General features: G+C 72.3%; 16 protein-coding genes. 9 read left to right on the forward strand and 7 right to left on the reverse strand.

Translation table 11 applies throughout. From position 1 onward, the window contains the following. Positions 1–1,347: 1,347 nt before the first annotated feature. On the reverse strand, positions 1,348–2,121 hold the full coding sequence (locus ACFY3L_RS07835; protein ID WP_389319866.1) for an enoyl-CoA hydratase/isomerase family protein: 774 nt from the start codon (positions 2,119–2,121) through the stop codon (positions 1,348–1,350). 62 nt (positions 2,122–2,183) lie between these two features. On the opposite strand from ACFY3L_RS07835, the gene ACFY3L_RS07840 reads away from it, so the two are divergent. The 5 genes from ACFY3L_RS07840 (at position 2,184) to ACFY3L_RS07860 (ending at position 8,730) form a co-directional block, all read left to right on the forward strand. After that, positions 2,184–2,654 carry a DUF6232 family protein gene (locus ACFY3L_RS07840; protein WP_389319869.1) on the forward strand — a complete coding sequence of 157 codons (471 nt, stop codon included), beginning with the start codon at positions 2,184–2,186 and terminating at the stop codon, positions 2,652–2,654. A 16-nt stretch (positions 2,655–2,670) separates the two neighbouring features. Then, positions 2,671–3,963 carry an Hsp70 family protein gene (locus tag ACFY3L_RS07845; RefSeq protein ID WP_389319872.1) on the forward strand — a complete coding sequence of 431 codons (1,293 nt, stop codon included), beginning with the start codon at positions 2,671–2,673 and terminating at the stop codon, positions 3,961–3,963. A 5-nt stretch (positions 3,964–3,968) separates the two neighbouring features. Continuing rightward, positions 3,969–4,646: a hypothetical protein gene (locus ACFY3L_RS07850; protein ID WP_389319875.1), complete on the forward strand. Its 678-nt coding sequence runs from the start codon at positions 3,969–3,971 to the stop codon at positions 4,644–4,646. Positions 4,647–4,679: 33 nt separating this feature from the next. Beyond that, a complete protein-coding gene (locus ACFY3L_RS07855; RefSeq protein WP_389319878.1) occupies positions 4,680–7,043 on the forward strand; it encodes an Hsp70 family protein in 2,364 nt (787 codons plus the stop codon). Positions 7,044–7,107: 64 nt separating this feature from the next. Then, on the forward strand, positions 7,108–8,730 hold the full coding sequence (locus ACFY3L_RS07860; RefSeq protein WP_389319881.1) for an acetolactate synthase: 1,623 nt from the start codon (positions 7,108–7,110) through the stop codon (positions 8,728–8,730). A gap of 167 nt (positions 8,731–8,897) precedes the next feature. On the opposite strand, the gene ACFY3L_RS07865 is transcribed toward ACFY3L_RS07860, so the two are convergent. Genes ACFY3L_RS07865 through ACFY3L_RS07875 form a run of 3 tightly spaced genes read right to left on the reverse strand, consistent with a single transcriptional unit; the run spans position 8,898 to position 12,607 of the window. Beyond that, complete coding sequence (locus ACFY3L_RS07865; protein ID WP_389319884.1) at positions 8,898–9,578, reverse strand: phosphonatase-like hydrolase; 681 nt, start codon at positions 9,576–9,578, stop codon at positions 8,898–8,900. A 51-nt stretch (positions 9,579–9,629) separates the two neighbouring features. Then, positions 9,630–11,141 (reverse strand): phospholipase D family protein, encoded by a 1,512-nt coding sequence (locus ACFY3L_RS07870; RefSeq protein ID WP_389319887.1) that lies wholly within the window; start codon positions 11,139–11,141, stop codon positions 9,630–9,632. Then, positions 11,138–12,607, reverse strand: coding sequence for a phosphatase PAP2 family protein (locus ACFY3L_RS07875; RefSeq protein WP_389319890.1), 1,470 nt, complete (start codon positions 12,605–12,607; stop codon positions 11,138–11,140). Before ACFY3L_RS07875 ends, ACFY3L_RS07870 begins: the two co-directional genes overlap by 4 nt. A 36-nt stretch (positions 12,608–12,643) precedes the next feature. Here ACFY3L_RS07875 and ACFY3L_RS07880 point away from each other — a divergent pair, with 36 nt between their 5' ends. Next, positions 12,644–13,459 (forward strand): DUF1206 domain-containing protein, encoded by an 816-nt coding sequence (locus ACFY3L_RS07880; protein ID WP_389319893.1) that lies wholly within the window; start codon positions 12,644–12,646, stop codon positions 13,457–13,459. A gap of 254 nt (positions 13,460–13,713) precedes the next feature. After that, positions 13,714–14,706 (forward strand): diacylglycerol/lipid kinase family protein, encoded by a 993-nt coding sequence (locus ACFY3L_RS07885; protein WP_389319896.1) that lies wholly within the window; start codon positions 13,714–13,716, stop codon positions 14,704–14,706. On the opposite strand, the gene ACFY3L_RS07890 is transcribed toward ACFY3L_RS07885, so the two are convergent. The 3 genes from ACFY3L_RS07890 to ACFY3L_RS07900 are packed head-to-tail and all read right to left on the reverse strand — an operon-like array spanning position 14,684 to position 15,903. Further along, entirely contained in the window at positions 14,684–15,037 is a 354-nt protein-coding gene (locus ACFY3L_RS07890; protein WP_389319899.1) for a PLD nuclease N-terminal domain-containing protein, read from the reverse strand. The genes ACFY3L_RS07885 and ACFY3L_RS07890 overlap by 23 nt on opposite strands. Before the next feature lie 27 nt (positions 15,038–15,064). Next, positions 15,065–15,541 (reverse strand): DUF202 domain-containing protein, encoded by a 477-nt coding sequence (locus ACFY3L_RS07895; RefSeq protein ID WP_389319902.1) that lies wholly within the window; start codon positions 15,539–15,541, stop codon positions 15,065–15,067. Then, positions 15,538–15,903, reverse strand: coding sequence for a YidH family protein (locus ACFY3L_RS07900; RefSeq protein ID WP_389319904.1), 366 nt, complete (start codon positions 15,901–15,903; stop codon positions 15,538–15,540). Before ACFY3L_RS07900 ends, ACFY3L_RS07895 begins: the two co-directional genes overlap by 4 nt. 50 nt (positions 15,904–15,953) lie before the next feature. On the opposite strand from ACFY3L_RS07900, the gene ACFY3L_RS07905 reads away from it, so the two are divergent. After that, the gene (locus ACFY3L_RS07905; RefSeq protein WP_389319906.1) at positions 15,954–18,479 is read left to right on the forward strand and encodes an ABC transporter permease; all 2,526 of its coding nucleotides are present in this window, start codon (positions 15,954–15,956) and stop codon (positions 18,477–18,479) included. A 451-nt stretch (positions 18,480–18,930) separates the two neighbouring features. Further along, entirely contained in the window at positions 18,931–19,713 is a 783-nt protein-coding gene (locus ACFY3L_RS07910; protein ID WP_389319908.1) for an electron transfer flavoprotein subunit beta/FixA family protein, read from the forward strand. The last annotated feature ends 9 nt before the right edge of the window (positions 19,714–19,722 follow it).

Below are 19,722 nucleotides of genomic sequence, written 5' to 3' on the forward strand. Positions count from 1 at the left end.
CGCTGACCGCCGGCGTCGCATTCGCCGTCGTTTGCTTTGCGAACCAGCGCGACGTGCTCTCGTCGCAGCAACGTCCCCGCCGTCGTGGTTCCCCTTGGAGCGATCGTGGTCGTGGCCTTCGATGATCGAAGTCGTCTGGTGGTCGTGCGGGCGGCCAGGGCTGTCCTTCGATCACGGTGGTGGTGAGGGTTGCCGGCTGAGTGGTCCGTGTTCGCTGTCCCGGTGATGATGTCCGTGTGCGGAGGGAGGGTGCGTCTTCCGCGCGGACTTGGGGGCCGGGCGTCTGATGGCGTGGTTGCGGTGGCGTTTCCCGGCCTTCGTTCTCGCATGGTCCAGCGCCGTCGGGGGTGTCATTCGTTGTTTCCACGCCGTTGTTGGGTTTCACAAGCCAGCTTTCGTTGCAGCGCCATCCGCGCGTTTGTAGCCCCGTTGGAGTGATCGTGGCCGTGACCTTCGATGATCGAAGTCGTCTGGTGGTCGTGCGGGCGGCCAGAGCTGTCCTTCGATCACGGGGATGGCGAGGGTTGCCGACTGAGAGATCCGTGTTCGCTGTCCCCGGTGGTGATGTCCGTGTGCGGAGGGAGGGTGCGTCTTCCGCACGGATCTGGGGCCGGGCGTCTGATGGCGTGGTCGCGGTGATGTTCCCCGGCCGCCGTCCTCGCATGGTCAGCGCCGCCGGGGGTGTCATTCGGTGTTTCCACGCCATCGTTGGTTTCCAGGACCGGTGCACATCCCGCTGACCGCTGGCGTCGCATTCGCCGTCGTTTGCTTTGCGAACCAGCGCGACGTGCTCTCGTCGCAGCAACGTCCCCGCCGTCGTGGTTCCCCTTGGAGCGATCGTGGTCGTGGCCTTCGATGATCGAAGTCGTCTGGTGGTCGTGCGGGCGGCCAGGGCTGTCCTTCGATCACGGTGGTGGTGAGGGTTGCCGGCTGAGTGGTCCGTGTTCGCTGTCCCGGTGGTGATGTCCGTGTGCGGAGGGAGGGTGCGTCTTCCGCACGGATCTGGGGGCCGGGCGTCTGGTGGCGTGGTCGCGGTGATGTTCCCCGGCCGCCGTCCTCGCATGGTCCAGCGCCGTCGAGGGCGTCATTCGGTGTTTCCACGCCGTTGTTGGTTTCCAGGACCGGTGCACATCCCGCTGACCGCCGGGGTTCCGGCTTTCTGCGGGTCGATCGTTGTCGTGGTGATCGAAGTCGTGCAGTGGTCGCTTGGGCGGCCAGGGGTGTCCTTCGATCAACGCGGCGGTTGCGTGCGGGGTCGCGGAGCGATGTGGGGGGTGTTGGTGTTCCACCTCATGATCCCGTGGTCACCTGGACGGTGCGGGACCATGAGGTGGGTGCTTGGTGGGGTCAGGTGAACTTGGGTTTGCGCTTCTCGATGAAGGCGGTCATGCCCTCGTTCTTGTCCTCGGTGCTGAACAGGGCGGCGAACAGTTGGCTCTCCCAGGCCAGGCCGGAGGCGAGGTCCATGTCCAGGCCGCCGTCGACGGCGAGCTTCGCGGCGCGCAGGGCGAGGGCTGGCCCGTGGACGAAGGGCTCGACCATGGCCTTGGCCGTCGCGTACACCTCCGCGGCGGGGACGACCTTGTCGACCAGGCCGATCGCCAGCGCCTCGGGGGCCTTCACGAAGCGTCCGGTCATGATGAGGTCCTTGGCGCGGGCTGGGCCGAGGAGGCGGGCCAGGCGCTGCGTGCCGCCCGCGCCGGGGATGATGCCGAGAGTGATCTCCGGCTGGCCCAGGGTCGCGTCCTCGGCGGCGACGCGCCAGTCGGCGGTCAGGGCGAGCTCGCAGCCGCCGCCCAGGGCGTATCCGTTGACGGCCGCGACGACGGGCTTCGGAATGCGTGCGACGGCGTCGAAGGCTCCGGTGAGCGCGGCGGCCCTGGCGGCCATCTCGGAGTAGCCCATCCCGGCCATCTCCTTGATGTCGACGCCGGCCGCGAAGACCTTGTCTCCCCCGTACAGGATGACCGCCCGCACCGAAGGGTCGGTGGATGCGGCGGCGGCGGCCTCGCGCAGCTCCTCCTGGATCTGGATGTTCAGCGCGTTGACCGGCGGCCTGGCGAGCCGGATGGTGCCGATACCGTCTTCGATCTCCAGCTGGACCAGCCTGGTGTCGCCCACTGTGTCTCCTCAACGTCGTTGTCGTTGCCCGCAGCGTATTCCGGCGTACCGTCAGATGTGCCATGGCGACGACGTTCTACCGCGACAACGAGGTGCACATCAGCTCCGACGGTGTGCAGGTCGACGCCGCCTGGTATCCGCTGGAGACCCTGACGTACATCTGGCATCGGCGCTCCGGGAGGCTGGTGCAGGGCGCGTACATGATCGCGACCCGCGGCGGAGCGGTGGCGCTGATCATCGGGCTGCTCATCGCCGCCGGACTGGCCGCGCGCCGGATCGACTTCACCGGGCCGGAGTCCACGATGTACATCGCGGGCGGCATCCTCGGGATCATCGTCATCGGCGGGATCGTGGCGTTCAGCGTGGAAGGGCTGCTGGACCTGCTCGACCGGGCGCACGACCACGGCAAGGGCGTGCACGAGATCTGGGTGCGCACCCGGCAGGGCGAGGCGATGATCTACTCGACCACGGACTCGCCGAAGTTCGGGCAGATCTACCGCGCTCTGCAGCGGGCAGTGGAGCAGTCCGCGTAGCCCTAGGATTCCGGGCATGGTGGCCCTGGGCGTGGACTTCGGCACGTCGCACACCGTCGCCGTGGCGCGCTGGCCCGACGGCCGGGCCCGGCCGCTGCTCTTCGACGGCACCCCGCTGCTGCCGTCGGCGACGTTCTGGGCGGACGGCGAGCTCGTCGTCGGCCGTGACGCGTTGCACAGCGCCCGGCGCGCCCCGGCCAGCCTCGAGCCCAACCCGAAGCGGCGCATCGACGACGGTCACGTCTTCCTGGGTGAGCAGGAGGTGCCCGTCCACGACCTGCTGGTCGCCGTCTTCCAGCGGGTGCGCGCCGAGTTCGTCCGCACGGCCGGCGGCCCTCCCGAGGCGGTCACCGTGACGCACCCCGCCAATTGGGCGTCCACCCGTCGCAAGGCGTTGGCGGCCGCGGTACGAGCGGCAGACCTCCCGGCCGCGACCCTGATCCCCGAGCCGGTGGCCGCAGCGACCTACTTCGTGCGGGTCCTGCGCCACCTGGTGCCCGTCGGCTCCGCCGTCGTGGTCTACGACCTGGGCGCCGGGACGTTCGACGGCAGCGTCGTCGCGCGCACCGCGGACGGCTTCGAGGTGCTCGCCGTCGACGGCCGCGACGACCTCGGCGGGCTCGACTTCGACGAGGTCGTCCTCGCGATGATCGGCCGGGCCCTGCCGCCGGAGCGCTGGCAGCGGCTGGTCGCGCCGTCGACGGTCGAGGAGGCGCGGGCCGCCCGGCTGCTGCGTGAGGAGGTCCGGGAGGCGAAGGAGCGCCTGTCGCGCGCCTCCTCCGTCACGGTCCTGGTCCCGCTGCTGGACGTCGACGTGCAGTTGACCCGCGACGAGTTCGAGGCGGCGGCGCGGCCGCTGGTGGAGCGGTCGGTGCGGGTGCTGACCGAGACCGTCCGGCTGTCGCGGGTCACGGCCGGGCAGGTCGCGGGCATCTTCCTGGTCGGCGGGGCGAGCCAGATCCCGCTGGTCGCGACGGAGCTGCACCGCGCGTTCGGCACGCCGCCGGTGACGATCGAACAGCCGGAGATGGTGGTCGCCGAGGGCAGCGTCCTGGTCGGCGCGCGGATCGACAAGCCGTCCACCGCCGTCCGCCCCCGCGGTGCGGCACCCGTCGCCTCGCCGTCGCAGCCTCCTGTCGCGGTTGTTTCGCCGGTACCGACGGCGCCGTCGCCCGCCGTCGTGGTTCCGCCGGCGGGGTCACCGGCGGCGCCGCCCGTGCCGCCTGTGCCGCGTGGGCCGCTTCCGCCGGTCGGGTCGCCGGTGGCGCCCTCCCGTGGTGTGGTTCTGCCGGCCGGGCGCCGGTCGTGATGCCGGTGTCGCCCGCGGGCGCCGGGCCGGGCGTCGCGCCGGTCTCGGGTGCGAGCGGGCCGGTCTCGCCCGGTGCCGTGCCGTTCAGCCCCGCGCCCTTCAGCCCTGCGCCGCCGGTACACCGGATGCCGCCGCAACAGGCACATCCACCGCGCCCGCTGTTCTACCAGCCGCCTCCGCCGCAGGTCGTCTACGTGCCGCAGTACGTCATGCCGCCCGTGCCGCCACCGCCGCGCCGGATCGCACCCGGAGCGATCCGCTGGCCCGCGGGCTTCCTGACCCTGTACGGCGTGCTCATGTACATCTCGACCGGCCTGGTCGCGCTCGTGCTGATCGTCTACAAGGTGTCCGACACGCAGGAGCTGACGGACGCGGGCTGGCAGGCCGGCCTGTACGGCGGGCTGGGCTCGCTCGCGTTCGCGATCCTGTACACGCACGGCGCGCGGTGGCTGCGTCGCGGCAGCGACGGGCACCTGTGGTATCCGAGCGTGCTGTGCGTGCTGCTCGCCTTCGGCGGTGCGTACACCGCTTCGACGTCGCACCAGCCGGCCTGGCTGGCGGTCACGGGCGTCTACCTGGGGTCGGCGCTGCTGCTCCTGCTGCCGAGCGCCCGCGCCTGGGTCCGTCCGCTGCGCCCGCCCGCGCCTTCAGTCGGCAACGCGACGGCAGGCGCCGAGGCGTGAGAACCGTCGTACCCGGCGCCTAGACTTCCTGTCATGCCAACGCCAGGGATTCGGCTCGGTGTCGACTTCGGCACCTCCAACACCGTCGCCGTGGTGCGGTGGCCAGACGGCCGGTCCCGTGCGCTGCTCTTCGACGGCTCTCCGCTGCTGCCCTCCGCCGTCTATGCCGAGCCCGCCGGCGCCGTCATCGTCGGCCGCGACGCGGTGCACAGCGCCCGCCTGGAGCCGGCCCGGTTCGAGCCCAACCCGAAGCGTCGTATCGACGAGGGCACCGTGCTGCTCGGCGACCGGGAGATCCCCGTCAACGAGCTCGTCGCCACCGTCCTGCGTCGCGTCCGCGACGAGTGGACCCGCACGGTCGGCGACGTCGCGTCCGAGGTGACGGTGACCTTCCCGGCGTCGTGGGGCGCCACCCGGCGGCTCGCCGTCGCCGACGCCGCCCAGGCCGCGGGCCTGGGCCGGGTGCGGCTGGTGCCCGAGCCGGTCGCGGCCGCCGCCTACTTCACCCAGGTGCTCGGCAAGGACGTGCCCGTCGGCTCGGTCGTCGTCGTGCACGACTTCGGCGCCGGCACGTTCGACGCCAGCGTCGTCGCCCGCACCCAGGGCGGCTTCGAGGTCCTTGCCGTCGACGGCCGCGACGACATCGGCGGCATCGACGTCGACAACGCGATCGTGGCGCACATCGCCTCCATCTGCGAGCCGCAGTCGCCGCAGGAGTGGCAGCGGCTGATGAGCCCGCAGACGATCGAGGACCGCCGGGCCCGGCGGCTGCTCTTCGACGACGCGCGGGTGGCGAAGGAGCGGCTGTCCCGCCAGCCTGCCTCGGACCTGACGGTGCCGCTGCTCAACATCGACGTCCACCTCACCCGCGAGGAGCTGGAGCGGCTCGCGCAGCCGCTGATCGAGCAGACGGTCCGCGTCACGCAGGGCGTCATGCGCTGGGCCCAGCTGAGCGAGGGCAGCATCGCGGGCGTGTTCCTGGTCGGCGGGTCCAGCAGGATGCCTCTGGTCGGCACGCTGCTGCACCGCGCGCTGGGCACTGCCCCCGTGGTGATCGAGCAGCCCGAGCTGGTGGTCGCCGAGGGCAGCATGCTGACCGGCTCGACGGAGATCCAGGCGACGGCGGCGCCCGCCCCCGGCCCGGCGACCGGGATGTTCCCGAAGGTGCAGGGCTTCGACTGGCAGCCTCCAGCGCCGACGTCCGGCGGGCCGCAGGCTGGTGCCGCACAGTTCGGCGCGGCCGGCGCGGGCCTGCCGGGTGCTGCGGCGTCCGGCGCTGGGCAGGGCGGCCCCGGCCAGTTCGGTGGGGCGCAGCCTGGTGGTGGGGTCGGCGGCGGGCAGTCCGGTGGGGCGCAGCCCGGTGTTGGGGTCGGCCCCGGGCAGTTCGGTGGGGCGCAGCCCGGTGGTGGGGCCGGCGGCGGGCAGTCCGGTGCTGGACAGGGCGGCGGTGGGGCGCAGGGGACGGGTGGGCCGTTGTGGCCTGAGGCGGGGACGTTCGCCACGGAGTCTGCCGGGAGCAACGCGCCGATGTCCGGTGTGCCGATGTCGGCGCCGCCAGTTTCGGCGCCGCCCGGTGCCGGTGGTGGGGGGTATTCGGCGTATCCGGCGTCGGCCCCGCCGGGCAACTACGCCGGTGGGCAGGCCACGGGCACGCAGGGCGGTTATGGCGTGCCCGCCTCGGGTCCGCCGGTCAACTACGGGCCGCCGGTGTCCGTGCCCCCGGCCGCCTATGGGCAGCCCGCGTCAAGTCCGCCGGCCAGCACCAACCAGCCGATGTCGGCGCCGCCCGCGACGTATGGGCAGCCGCAGGGGCACGGCCAGCCGTCCTCGGCGCCGGCGGGCTACAACCAGCCCGCGTCGGCGCCGCCGGCGAACTACGGGCAGCCGGCGGGTGGGCAGCAGGCCTTCAACCAGCCGATGTCGGGGCCGCCCGCGACGTATGGGCAGCCGCAACGGCACAACCAGCCCTCCTCGGCGCCGCCGGCCAACTACAACCAGCCGATGTCCGGGCCGCCGGCCAACTACGGCGGGCCGCCGGTGTCGGCGCCCCCGAACAGGGCGGGTGGCCAGATCTTCGTCTCCGGGGGCGCGTCGGCCGAGCCCGCGACGCGCTACGACGAGTACGGCAGCCCGATCCGCCAGACCGCCGACAGTCAGCGCCCCACGCAAGGAAGGCCGGCGCAGGGGCGGCCGACGCAGTCGCGCCCCACGCAGCGCGACGATCGGCGGCCTCGCCAGCGCGAGCGGCGGGGGCCGTTCGCGCGTGCGATGCTCACCCTGCTGGTGCTCGTGCTGCTGATCGTGACCCCGGTCGTCGCCGGGTATGTCTCCTTCTACCTGACCGCCCACCATTGGCCGCCGCCGGCCGACGCGCTGTTCGACTCGAATGCGCGGTGAAGGCCCCATCGACTGGTGAAGGTGAGTAACATTCGCGTCGGTCGGAGCTGATCGAGGAGGGTGCATGACGCAGATGGACGGGCACGGCGGGGACCTGGCTCTCGCGGCACTGCGGGGGTTCGGGGTCGAGGAGCTGTTCACGCTCTCCGGTGCGCACGTGTTCCCGCTGTACGACGCGGCGCACAAGAACGGCGTGCGCATCGTCGACGTGCGGCACGAGCAGTCCGCCGTGTTCGCGGCGGAGGCCGTCGCCAAGCTCCAGCGCCGCCCAGGCCTTGCCGTCCTGACGGCCGGGCCCGGCGTCACCAACGGCGTGTCCGGGCTGACCAGCGCGTCGTTCAACGGCGCACCGGTCGTCGTCATCGGCGGCAGGGCGCCACAGATCCGCTGGGGCTCGGGCAGCCTGCAGGAGATGGATCACCTGCCGATCGTCCGCGCGGTCACGAAGCACGCGGAGACCATCTTCGCCACGGACGAGATCTATGCCCGCGTGCAGGCGGCGGCGCTCGCCGCGCTGACCCCGCACCGCGGCCCGGTCTTCGTGGACGTGCCGCTGGAGGTGGTGTTCTCGCACGCGGACGGCGTCGAGCTGGCGCCCGCGCCGGCGGTGCCGCACGAGGAGCCCGATCCGGACGAGGTCGCGCGGGCGGTCCAGCTGCTCGCCGCCGCGCAGCGGCCCGTGATCATCGCGGGCTCGGACGTGTGGGCCGGGCACGCGACCGGCGCGCTGCGGGAGGCGGCCGAGGCGCTGCGGATCCCCGTGTTCGCCAATGGCATGGGCCGGGGCACGCTGCCGCCGTCGCACGCGCTGGCGTTCTCGCGGGCACGCAAGGCGGCGTTCGGCGGCGCGGACGTGATCGCCGTCGTCGGCACCCCGCTCGACTTCCGGCTCGGGTTCGGCGACTTCGGCAGCGCGCAGGTCGTGCACGTCACCGACGCGCCGTCGCAGCGGGCCGGCCACATCACCCCGGCCGCCGCTCCGTCGGGCGACCTGCGCGCGATCCTGGCGGCGTTCGCGGCGTACGGCGGGCTCGTCGCCGACCACGAGGAGTGGATCGAGGCGCTGCGGGCCGCGGAGGACGCCGGCCGGGCCAAGGAGCAGCAGGCCCTGGAGGCCGACACCGATCCGATCAAGCCGAGCCGGGTCTACGGCGAGCTCCGCAAGGTCCTCGCCGACGACGCCGTCACGATCGGCGACGGCGGCGACTTCGTCTCCTACGCGGGCAAGTACCTCCATCCGTCGCAGCCGGGCACGTGGCTGGACCCGGGGCCGTATGGCTGCCTCGGCACCGGCATGGGCTACGCGATGGGCGCCAGGGTGACGTATCCGGACCGCCAGATCTGCGTCCTGATGGGCGACGGCGCCGCCGGGTTCTCGCTGATGGACGTCGAGTCGCTGGTCCGCCAGCAGCTGCCCGTCGTGATCGTGGTCGGCAACAACGGCATCTGGGGCCTGGAGAAGCACCCGATGCGCAACATCTACGGCTACGACGTCGCCGCCGACCTGCAGCCAGGCCTCCGCTACGACGACGTCGTCAAGGCCCTCGGCGGCGCCGGCGAGACCGTCGAGAAGCCGGCCGACCTCGCGGGCGCCTTCGAGCGGGCGTTCGCCTCGGGGGTGCCGTACCTGGTCAACGTGCTCACCGACCCGGAGGACGCCTACCCGCGCTCGTCCAACCTCGCCTAGCGGTCCCGTGCTCCGGAAGACCTTGTGCGGTCACAGGTGCACAGGGTCTTCCGGGATGGGGATCACGTGGCGTCGGCAGTCCGCTGGGCGTTGGTCGGCACCGATCTCGTGATCCGGAAGGCTTTGTGTCGCTCCAGCGACGACCACTCGCCCGGGCCTTGGCGGGGTTACTCCAGGCCGAGGAGGCGGGGGAGTGAGCCGATCGAGCCGATCACCTCGTCCGCGCCGGAGGACTGGAGGGCCTGGCGGTCGCCGGCGCCGGTGAGGACACCGACGAGGAGGCCGGCGCCGGCGCGGCGGCCGGCGATGAGGTCGAGCGGAGTGTCGCCGACGACGAGCATGCGACGGACGTCCTCGACGCCGAGCTTCAGGGCGGCGACCAGCATGAAGTCGGGGAAGGGGCGGCCGCGGCCGGCGTCGGCGGGGGAGAGGACCAGGTCGACCTGGCCCCACCAGCCCAGGGCGTCCATGATGGCTTCCTGGGTGCCGCGGGCGAAGCCGGTGGTCAGGGCGACCTTGATCCCCGCCGTGCGGAGCGTCTTGATGGCCTCCAGCGCACCGGGGATCGGCAGGACGGCACCCTCGTCGACGAGCAGGCCGTAGGCTTCCTCGAAGGTCTCGTTGGCGGCCTGGGCGCGCTTCTCGTCACCGTCGAGGAGCAGGCGGAAGACCTCGATGCGGCTCTGGCCCATCGTCTTGCGGACGACGGCGAGCATCCGCTCGTGCTGCGGGGTGCCGGGGGCCACGCCCTCGCCCGCGAAGGCGACCGTGAAGGCCTGCTCGACCAGGCCGTCGTCCCGCACCGTCGTCCCCGCCATGTCGATGCAGGCGAGCTGCCACGCTGTCATCGCGCAATATGAGCATGCCGACAAGACAGCTTGGTGAACGGCGCAAAACGCTCAGAAGGCACCCTCCCGGCGCAGCCGCCGTGGCCTGCCATCCGGGTCGTGAATGGTGTTGTACACCACACGTGCCCAGGTGGCGGTGTGGCGTGGGACCCGCGGCGGGCGGTAGGGCAGCAGCCGCCCGGGTGGGCGGGGTCCGATCCGGCCGCTGTCGTGCCACGCCTGCAGCGCCTTCGCGGAGGCGTCGAAGACCTCCTCGATCGGGCCGTCGGGCAGCTCGTCGAGCTCCAGGTGCTCCTTGCACAGCCGTTCGCGCAGGTCGCGGGCGTAGTTCCCGGCCGGGTCGAGGACCGCGCAGGTCAGCTCCGAGTCGTGGGTCCAGGAGCGCAGCGACACGTTGTCGGAGCCGGTGGTGGCCCAGGTGTCGTCCACGACGCAGACCTTGGCGTGCACGTAGATGGGGGTGCCGGCGGCGTTCTCCGGGCTGAAGACGTGCAACCGGTCGCCGCCCGCCTCGCGGAGCATGGCGAGGGCGCGCTCCCGGCCGTACAGCTGCGGCATGCTGCCCAGTTTGTCGGGCCTGTCCGGATGGCGCGGGACGACGGCGATCAGGTGCAGCCCCGGGTTCTCCCGCAGCGCGTCGGCGAAGCAGCTGGCGACCTTCGGCGACCAGAGGTACTGATCCTCCAGGTAGATCAGCCGCCGCGCGCGCCGGACCGCCTTGCCGTAGCCGCGGGCGACGCTGAACTCGCCGTCGGGGGCGAACGGGTAGCCGCCGCGCCGGTAGGGGTACGTCCGGAGCAGCTGCACACTGAGCGAGCCGGCCGGCGGCGGGTCGGGCAGCTGCGGCGGCAGCCGGTCCGGGTCCAGGTTCTCGTCCTCGACCTTGTCCTGGAACCAGTGCAGCGGGTTGCGCGACAGCGCCGACGGGTCCTCCCAGCGTTCCCGGAACGTGGCCTCGACCTGGCCGACCACCGGGCCGCGCAGCTCCAGCTGCACGTCGTGCCACGGCGGGCGCTTGCCGTACTTCGGGGTGATCGCCACCGCCTGCGGGTCTCCCTCGTGGGACTGGGTGTCGCGGCGGCCATGGCAGAGGTCGATGCCGCCGACGTACGCGCGGTCCAGCTCCGGCCGGCCGGGGTGGCGCAGGACGACCAGCTTCTGGTGGTGCGAACCGCCGGCGAGGACCCGCATGTCGCGCAGGCACTCGCCGCCGGCCGCCTGGATCTTCCGGGCGAAGCGCCGGTTCTCCGCCGCGCTGAACTGCAGCGCGTTCCAGTGCGAGCGCCAGATGAGCCCCTTGACGCGCACGCCGCGGCGGGCGGCGTCGCACAGCACCTCGCCGATCGACGGGCCGTTCCTGGTGACCTTCTGGCCGACGTCGCCGCGCCAGTCGGTGAACAGCAGCAGGTCGCCGCGCTCCATCCGTTCGATCGCGGCGTACAGCTCGGCGAAGTAGGCCTTGCCGTCGATGAGCGGCCGGACGGCGTTGCCGTCGGTCCACGCTGTGATTCTGGTGTGCGGGTTGCCCCGCTCCTCCTCCGTGAGGAACCAGTCCGCCTTCATCGTGACGCACCCGCCGTCTTGGAGACGGAGGCGTCCGGAGCGTCCCGCAGGTCGCTGACCGGCTCCGGCAGGTCGTCCTCGCACGGCCGCTCGGCCAGGTCGCAGTTGGGCTTGACCAGCCAGTACATCGCCGAAAGCCACAACGCGGACAGGAGGATGCTGCCGACGATGTCGGTCGGATGGTGCATCCCCCGGTACATGCGCGAAACGGCGACCCACAGGGGCATCGCGACCGCGAGCACCGGCAGCACCCACCGCCACCAGGCCCGGATGCGCGGGAAGGCCAGCACGGCCGCGGTCGCCCAGATCAGGATCGTGGCGGCGACGTGCCCGGACGGGAAGCTCGACGTCGGCATCGGCCCGTCCATGTTCTCCACGTCGGGGCGGGCCCGGCCGACGATCGCGGCGCTCGCCAGGAACAGGCTCAGCTCGCCGAACATGACCGCCACCAGGAAGATCACCGGCCGCCAGCGGCGGATCGCGGCGAGGGAAACGGCGCCGATGACGAGGCCGATCGCGAGGATCGCGTGGGTGTTGCCGACCTCGCTGCCGACGATCGTCACGTGGCCGAGGACGTCGCTGCGGTGCGCGGCGAACCAGTGCGGGATCGTCGAGTCCCACAGGACGTTGCCGTTGCCGTCGCGGTGCCGGGCGAGGGGCAGGCCGACCGCGACGAGCGTGCCGAACGTGAAGACCCAGGCGACGACGCCCAGCGCGAGACTCCGCGCGGTGCCCGGCCGGTGCTCGTGCGGCTCGGTGGGGCGCAGGTCCTCGGCGGCCTCCGGCTCCAGGCCCTCCTGGAGGGGCTCGGTGACCCGCAGGCCCTCGTGGTGCCGGATCAGCTCGAACGCGGTGGCGCACAGCCCGAGCCAGGCGATGCCGAGCGACCAGCCGCCGATCACGTCGGACAGGAAGTGCACGCCGAGCGCCAGCCGGCTGAACCCGACGAGCGCGACGACGAAGCCGACCGCGATGATCGCCGGCCTGCGCCAGCGGGGCCGCACCGCCGGCAGGAACACCAGCAGCAGCGCCGTGTAGCAGATGAGCGAGTTGAGCGAGTGGCCGCTGGGGAAACTGTTGCCGCCGCCGTGCGCGACGGGCTGCTCGACGACCGGCCGCAGCCGGCCGACGGCCAGCTTGAGCGTCGGGTCGAGAATGAGGCCGCCGACGGTGGTCGCCACCAGGAACGCGGCGAGCTTGTACTGCTTGCGGACCAGCACGAGCGTCGTGCCGATCGCGACGAGCCAGGCCATGACGCCGAAGCTGCCGATCCTGCTGATGCCGCCCATGAGCGTCACCAGGAAGTCACTCGGCGCGACGGCCTCGTTGAGGCGCTCGGCGATGCCCCGGTCGACCGACTCCAGCGGCACCCAGCGCACGCGCACGGCGATGATCAGGAGGCTGAACAGCAGCGCGGCGGCGCCGAAGCCGGCCATGCGCCATAGGGCGGTTCTCTGCGTGCTCACGTTTGCCAGCATGCCCAGTCGGGGGAAAACGAGAACATGACCGCCACCGATACAGCACACCGCGCCACGCAGAGCGACCTGTTCAAGAAATTGACCAAGGTCGGGTTTGTCGGATATGGCCTGCTGCACCTCGCGCTCGCCTGGGTGGCGGCACAGATCGCCTTCGGCCAGGCCGGTCAGGAGGGCGACCAGTCCGGCGCCTTCCAGAAGCTCGCGGAGCAGCCGTTCGGCAAGCTGCTGCTGTGGTTCGTGCTCATCTGCCTGGTCGCGCTCGCGCTCTGGCAGGTCGCCCTCGCGATCTGGGGTCACCGTGACGTGCAGGGCAAGGAGCGCGTCTGGGAGCGGGTCGCCTCGGCCGGGCGCGTCGTGATCTACGCCGCCCTCGCGTGGACCGCCGGCAAGGTCATCACCGGCGCGCCGTCCTCCAGCGCCAAGCAGCAGGAGCAGGTGACCGCCGGGATCATGGCGAAGCCGGCCGGGGCCTGGCTGGTGGGGCTGATCGGGCTGGGTGTGCTCGCCTTCGGTGTCGGGATGCTGTGGTACGGGTGGAAGCGCAAGTTCGAGCGGAAGCTGGTCTTCGGCGCCGCGGCTCCGAAGACCCGTAAGACGGCGACCAGGGCCGGCCAGATCGGCTACGTGGCCAAGGGGATCGCGTTCGGCATCGTGGGTGTCCTGCTGCTCCAGGCGGCGATCACCAACGATCCCGGCAAGTCCCGCGGGCTCGACGCCGCGCTGCACACGCTCGCCGCCCAGCCGTTCGGCAAGTTCCTCCTGCTCGCGGTCGCTCTCGGGGTCGCGGCGTTCGGTGTGTACTGCTTCTTCCAGGCGCGCTTCCGCAAGGTGGGTACGTGAGCGGCCAGCGGAGCGGCCCGGGCCGCTCACGGGTGTTGCGGGTCGGGTCGGGCGGGCGTCGGGGCGCAGCGGAGGCGGCGGCGTGAGCGGGCAGCGGGGCGGCTTGGGCCGCTCACGGGTGTTGCGGGTCGGGTCGGGCGGGCGCCGGAGTGCAGTGGAGGCGGCGGCGTGAGCGGCCAGCGGAGCGGCTTGGGCCGCTCACCGGTGTTGCGGGTCGGGTCGGGCCGGCGCCGGAGCGCAGCGGAGGTGGCGGCGTGACCAGCAGCGCGATCATCGTCAACCCGTCGAAGGTCATCGACCTGGACGAGCGGCGCAGGGAGATCTGCGACCTGCTCGGCGCGGCGGGCTGGCCGGAGCCGTTGTGGCTCACCACCACCCCCGAGGACCCCGGCTGCGGGATGGCGGTCCAGGCGGTGGAGGCCGGCGTCGACGTGGTGCTCGTCTGCGGCGGCGACGGCACCGTGATGGCGGTCGCGTCGGTGCTCGCCGGCACGGACGTCGCCCTGGCTCTCGTCCCGTCCGGCACCGGTAACCTGCTCGCCACCAACCTGGGCGTCACCCGCGACGTGCGGGCCGCGGTCGAGGTCGCGATCCACGGCGACCGGCGCCGCATCGACGTCGGGATCGTGGACGGCGCCGACACCAGCACCGGGCACCCCGGCACGTTCACCGTCATGGCGGGCATGGGCTTCGACGCGGAGATGCTCGACGCCACCCCAGACACCGCGAAGCGCCGCTTCGGCTGGCTGGCGTACGTCGCGGCGGGCGTCCGGAGGCTGCACCGCAAACGGGTCCTGATGCGGATCCGGCTGGACGGCGGCCGCTGGATCCGCCGCCGGGCCCGCAGCGTGCTCGTCGCCAACGTGGGCCGCCTGCAGGGCGGGATCCCGCTGCTGCCGGACGCGCGGCCGGACGACGGCTGGCTCGACGTGGCGGTCCTCACCCCGCGCGACATCACCGACTGGATCCAGCTCGGCTGGGGCGTGGTCATGCGCCGGGGCGGGACCCGGCAGCTGGAGACCTTCCGGGCGCGGAAGGTCGAGGTGCACACCGACCAGGACCAGGCCCGCGAGCTGGACGGCGACGTGGTCGCGCCGGCCCGACTGCTCGTGGCCCGGATCGCGCCCGCCGCGCTGACTCTGTGCGTACCGAAGGAGCCGGCGCTACTGGAGCCACCGGTCGCACCGGACGCCCCCGAGGCTGACGCTCCGGAGGCGCCGCGGGCTACTCCTCCTCGCGGCGCTTGAGGTCTTCCTCCCAGCGGCGCAGGAGCTCGGCGTCGTCGCGGGCGCGGGTGGTGTCGATGTTGCGCAGGAACTCGGGGTCGTCGTCAGGAGCGACGGGCCTCGACGGCCGGCGGCGGGCCCCGCCCGCGGCGACGCCGGCGTGCTGCTCGGTCGTGATCGGGCGACCCGCGAAGAACCAGGCGATCACGCCGACGACGGGGAGCAGCAGGATGACGAGACACCAGACGACCTTGGGCAGACCCCGGGTGTCGTCGCGGTCCGTGGACAGGCAGTCGATCAACGCGACCAGCGTCGCGACGAGAACGATGAGAAAGGGCAGCGCACGTCCCATTTCGCCATCATGACGCAGTGGAGCGCCCTATGACACCAGCAAGAGGGTGCCCGTCACGCTGTACAGGAGGATGAGCGTGACGACGAGAGGCAGCGTGCGGCGCACAGGGCGGGTGAGCCCGGCGATTCTCATCCTGATGAGGTGAATCGCGAGGGCCCAGGTGAGGCCGACGGCGGCGACCGCGGCGAAGGCGACCGGTCGGGGTGCCTCGATCACGGCGAACCTCGCCAGGAGCAGCGCCACAACGGTGAAGGACACGGTCGTGCGGCGCCACGAGAGCATGGTGCGCTCCAGCTGCGCGCCCGGCGGACCGTCGTCCGACGGCTGCACCGTGCGCGGCGGGCCGCCGTCCGGCGGGTCGCCGTCCGACGGCTGCGCTGTGTGCGGGGTGACGGCGTCCGGCGGGCCGCCGTTCGACGGCTGCGCTGTGTGCGGGGTGACGGCGTCCGGCCGGTCGCCGTCGTCGGGGGCGGGCCGGCTCGCGGAGGTGCCGAAGGGCGTCACAGGAACGTCGCCACCAGCAGCGCGACCGCACCGACCGCGACGATCAGCGCCAGGATGCCGGGGAAGCGCGACGGTGGCAGCGCCTCACCCAGCCGCATCGCCCGTTCGCTGCGGGCCCAGTGGTCGATCGCGCGGACCGCGACCAGCCCGCCGAGCGCGAAGAGCGACACGGCGACGACGATCCGCAACCGGTGCCCGGGCAGGAACTGCGCGACCGCCAGCCCGCCGCCGACCAGCGCGAGCGCCGTGCGCAACCAGGCCAGGAACGTGCGTTCGTTGGCCAGGGAGAAGCGGTAGTCGGGCGTGGTGCCGACCGAGCGCACCTCGTCGGGGTCGAACCAGCGCAGGATGATTGCCCACATCGACACCATTGTCAGACTCCCCTCAGCTGCTCTGGGTACAGTCGCGGCCGATGCTGCGAACAACTCTCGCCGGGCTCCGGGCGCACAAGCTCCGGCTGCTGCTGACCGCGACCGCCATCATGATCGGTGTCGGCTTCCTCGCCGGCACCCTGGTCTATGGCGATACGGCCAAGGCCGCCTTCTACGACGATCTCGCGCGCGCCGCGAAGCACGTCGACGCGTCCGTGGGCTCGTCCGGGTTCAGCGAGTCGGGGCAGCGCTTCGACACCGGCATCGTCGACGAGATCAAGGCGGTGCCCGGCGTCGCGCATGCCGACGGCAGGATGGCCGAGCGGCTGCCCATGCTCGACCGGAACGGCCGCCTGATCTCCTACCTGGGCCGGATCGGCTGGGCGCTGTCGACCCCCGGCGACGATCACCTGTCGATGTACGACATCGGCACCGGCCGGCAGCCGCAGCGCCCCGGCGAGATCGCGGTCGACGACACCACCGCGGAGATCTACGGCTTCAAGGTCGGCGAGCAGGTGTCGGTGGTCGGCCCCGACCAGAAGCCGGTCGCGCTGACCCTCGTCGGCATCATGGATCTCGGCGCCAACAAGCGCTTCGCGGGATTCACCGTCGCCGCGCTCACGCGGGAGGACATGCGCACGCTCACCGGCGCCGACGGCTTCGCGCAGGTCGTCGTGTCCGCGCAGCCGGGCGTGTCGCAGGACGAGCTCGCCGGCCGCCTGGAGTCGGCCCTCGGCGGCCGGGCCTGGGTGATGACGGGTGCGCAGATGCGCGCCGAGTACGCCGTGGCCGCCGCCAAGTACGTCGACGGCTTCCTCATCGTGATCTTCGGCTTCGGGCTGATCGCGCTCGCCGTCTCCGTGTTCGTCATCTACAACACGTTCGCGATCCTGGTCGCGCAGCGGATCCGGGAGCTGGCGCTGCTGCGCTGCGTCGGCGCGTCCAGGCGGCAGCTGTTCGGCTCGGTGATCCTGGAGGCGGTGGTCGTCGGCGTCGTCGCCTCCCTCGGCGGCCTGCTGGTGAGCACCGTGGTCGGCGAAGGGCTGCTGATCGGGCGCAACACCGTCGGCAGCGGGGTCCGCGTCGACCGGCTGATCGTCACGCCCACCACCGTGCTGGTCGGGGTCTTCGCCGGCACGCTCTTCACGGTGATCGCGTCGCTGCTGCCGGCCGCGACCGCGAGCCGCATCCCGCCGATCGCGGCGCTGCGCACCACCGCCCTGGCCGAGGTCGCGCCCGGCCGGCGGCTGCTGCGCATCGTCCTGGCCGGGGTGCCCGCGGTCGCCGGTGGCCTGCTGATGCTCGCCGGCACGAGGGTGCCGGGGTTCAGCGGCGTGCCGATCGTGTTCCTGGGCGCCATCCTCGTGTTCACCGGCATCGTGATCGCGGCGCCGCTGATCGTGTCGCGGCTGACGGCGTGGGCGGGCTGGGCGCCGGCGAAGGTGTTCGGCGCCGCCGGTCGGCTCGCGGTCACCAACGCCCTGCGCAACCCGAAGCGGGTCGCGGCCACCACGAGCGCCCTGATGGTCGGCCTGGCGCTGATGAGCGTCTTCAGCGTGCTGCTGGCGACCGCGCGAGCGCAGGCCGAGCAGGAGCTCGACGAGAACTTCGCGGTCGACTACATCATCAGTGGCGTCTACACGCCCAACGGGCAGAGCCGGAAGGTGCCCCTGGCCGTGACGACGACCCTGCGCTCGCGCAGCGAGCTGGCCGCGGTCGCCGCCGCCCGCAGCCGCGAGGGCGACGTCGACGGCCGGTACACCGAGATCTGGACGATGGAGCCCGGCGCCCTCGACACCGTGCTGCGCCCCGAGATCACCGCGGGCTCGGCCGGCGCGCTCAAGCCCGGCACGGTCGCGCTCAACCGGTTCTTCGCCGACGCGATCGGTGCCCGGGTCGGCTCCTCCGTGCAGGTCCGCACCCTCACGTTGACCGTCGCGGCACTGTACGACGACGCGCCGACCGACGGGCAGGCGCTGCTGGACTGGAGCGACTACGCGACCGTGTTCGGCGCCGGCGACCCCGACCAGGTGCTGGTCAAGGCCGCCGAGGGGGTCGCGCCGGCCAGCTCGCGGGCCGCGGTCGACGCTTCGCTGAAGGAGGCGCCGCTCACCCAGGTCAGCAGCCAGGCCGAGTGGCGGGCCCGGATCACCGGCACGCTCGACGAGCAGCTCGGCGTGTTCTCCGCGCTGCTGGGCATGTCGATCGTGATCGGCCTGACGGGCATCGCCAACACCCTCGCCCTGTCGGTGCTGGAGCGCACCCGGGAGTCGGCCCTGCTGCGGGCGCTCGGGCTGTCCCGCGGCCAGCTGCGCGGGATGCTGGTGCTCGAGGCGATGCTCATGGCCTTCGTCGGCGCGGTGGTCGGCGTCGGGTTCGGCGTCCTGGTCGGCGTGGCCGCGTCGGTCGGGCTGATCCGCCAGTTCGGCCACGGAAACCCCGTCGTGCCGTACGGCCAGCTGCTGCTCTACGTCGTCATCGCCGCGGTCGCCGGTGCGGGCGCCGCGCTGCTGCCGGCCCGGCGAGCGGCGCGCACCGAGGTCGCCGCGGTCATGGCCGACGACTGAAGCCGCCTGAACGAGCGGCGACAGCGCCTGGTGGTCGCTTGCGGGCGGCGACAGCGCCCGGTGGTGGCTTGCGGGCGGCGACAGCGGTCAGACCGGCATGTGCCAGAGCGCGCGGATGGTCTCGGTCACGCAGCGTTCGCGGGGATGGCCGCACGTGCACCAGTGCTCGTTCGGCGCCTCGCAGCGACGGTGTGTGACCTTTTCCGCAGCGTGCTGGGCGACCGCCGCGGAGAGCTCACGTGCTGGCTCGACAAGTCCGGTGTTCTGTGACATTTCACCCACCCCTACTTCAGGGTGAGCGCTCTGGTGACACTTTTCACCGGCCTTTCGAACCTACTCTTGAGTAACCTACAGGAGGCGAGCCTGTTCCCGACCAGGATGAGCCGTAACGTGGGGCGCAAGTCGGCCGCGATGGCGCGGCGACTGTCAAGCAGGAGGACCTCGGACCACGATGAAGATCGTCGTACTCGTCAAGCAGGTGCCGGACTCCGGCGCGGACCGCAACCTGCGCTCTGACGACAACACCGTCGACCGCGCGTCGGCCAGCAACGTGATCAACGAGATGGACGAATACGCTATCGAGGAGGCGCTGCGCCTCCAGGAGGCGCACGGCGGCGAGGTGGTCGTCCTGACCGTCGGCCCCGACCGTGCCACGGAGTCGATCCGCAAGGCCCTGTCGATGGGGCCGGACTCCGCCGTCCACGTCGTCGACGACGCGCTGCACGGCTCGTGTGCCGTCGCCACCTCGAAGGTGCTCGCCGCCGCCATCGCGCAGCAGCAGGCCGACCTGGTCATCTGCGGCGCCGAGTCGACCGACGGCCGCGTGCAGGTGATGCCGCACATGATCGCCGAGCGGCTCGGGATCGCGGCCCTGACCGGTGCCCGCAAGGTCACCATCGAGAAGGGCACCTCGGTCACCATCGAGCGGCAGACCGACGAGGGCTACGAGGTCGTCACCGCTTCCACCCCGGCCCTGATCAGCGTGTGGGACACGATCAACGACCCGCGCTACCCGTCGTTCAAGGGCATCATGGCGGCCAAGAAGAAGCCGCTGCAGACCCTGTCGCTGGGCGACCTGGGCATCGCCGCGGGCGAGGTCGGCTTCGAAGGCGCGACCAGCACCGTGGTCGAGCACAGCAAGCGCCCGCCCCGCCAGGCCGGCAACAAGATCGACGCGGGTGACGACGGCGGCAGCAAGCTCGTCGAGTACCTGGCCTCCGAGAAGTTCGTCTAAGGGAGTTCG

It is taken from the genome of Dactylosporangium sp. NPDC000521, from assembly GCF_042898305.1.
Taxonomy (GTDB): Bacteria; Actinomycetota; Actinomycetes; order Mycobacteriales; family Micromonosporaceae; genus Dactylosporangium.

Excerpts from the sequence above, each read along its gene's own strand:
- ACFY3L_RS07880 (WP_389319893.1), top strand. The coding sequence starts at position 12,644 with ATGACCGCCACCGATACAGCACACCGCGCCACGCAGAGCGACCTGTTC.
- ACFY3L_RS07860 (WP_389319881.1), top strand. The coding sequence starts at position 7,108 with ATGACGCAGATGGACGGGCACGGCGGGGACCTGGCTCTCGCGGCACTG.
- ACFY3L_RS07840 (WP_389319869.1), top strand. The coding sequence starts at position 2,184 with ATGGCGACGACGTTCTACCGCGACAACGAGGTGCACATCAGCTCCGAC.
- ACFY3L_RS07905 (WP_389319906.1), top strand. The coding sequence starts at position 15,954 with ATGCTGCGAACAACTCTCGCCGGGCTCCGGGCGCACAAGCTCCGGCTG.
- ACFY3L_RS07910 (WP_389319908.1), top strand. The coding sequence starts at position 18,931 with ATGAAGATCGTCGTACTCGTCAAGCAGGTGCCGGACTCCGGCGCGGAC.
- ACFY3L_RS07845 (WP_389319872.1), top strand. The coding sequence starts at position 2,671 with ATGGTGGCCCTGGGCGTGGACTTCGGCACGTCGCACACCGTCGCCGTG.
- ACFY3L_RS07855 (WP_389319878.1), top strand. The coding sequence starts at position 4,680 with ATGCCAACGCCAGGGATTCGGCTCGGTGTCGACTTCGGCACCTCCAAC.
- ACFY3L_RS07865 (WP_389319884.1), bottom strand. The coding sequence starts at position 9,578 with ATGACAGCGTGGCAGCTCGCCTGCATCGACATGGCGGGGACGACGGTG.
- ACFY3L_RS07900 (WP_389319904.1), bottom strand. The coding sequence starts at position 15,903 with ATGTGGGCAATCATCCTGCGCTGGTTCGACCCCGACGAGGTGCGCTCG.
- ACFY3L_RS07870 (WP_389319887.1), bottom strand. The coding sequence starts at position 11,141 with ATGAAGGCGGACTGGTTCCTCACGGAGGAGGAGCGGGGCAACCCGCAC.
- ACFY3L_RS07890 (WP_389319899.1), bottom strand. The coding sequence starts at position 15,037 with ATGGGACGTGCGCTGCCCTTTCTCATCGTTCTCGTCGCGACGCTGGTC.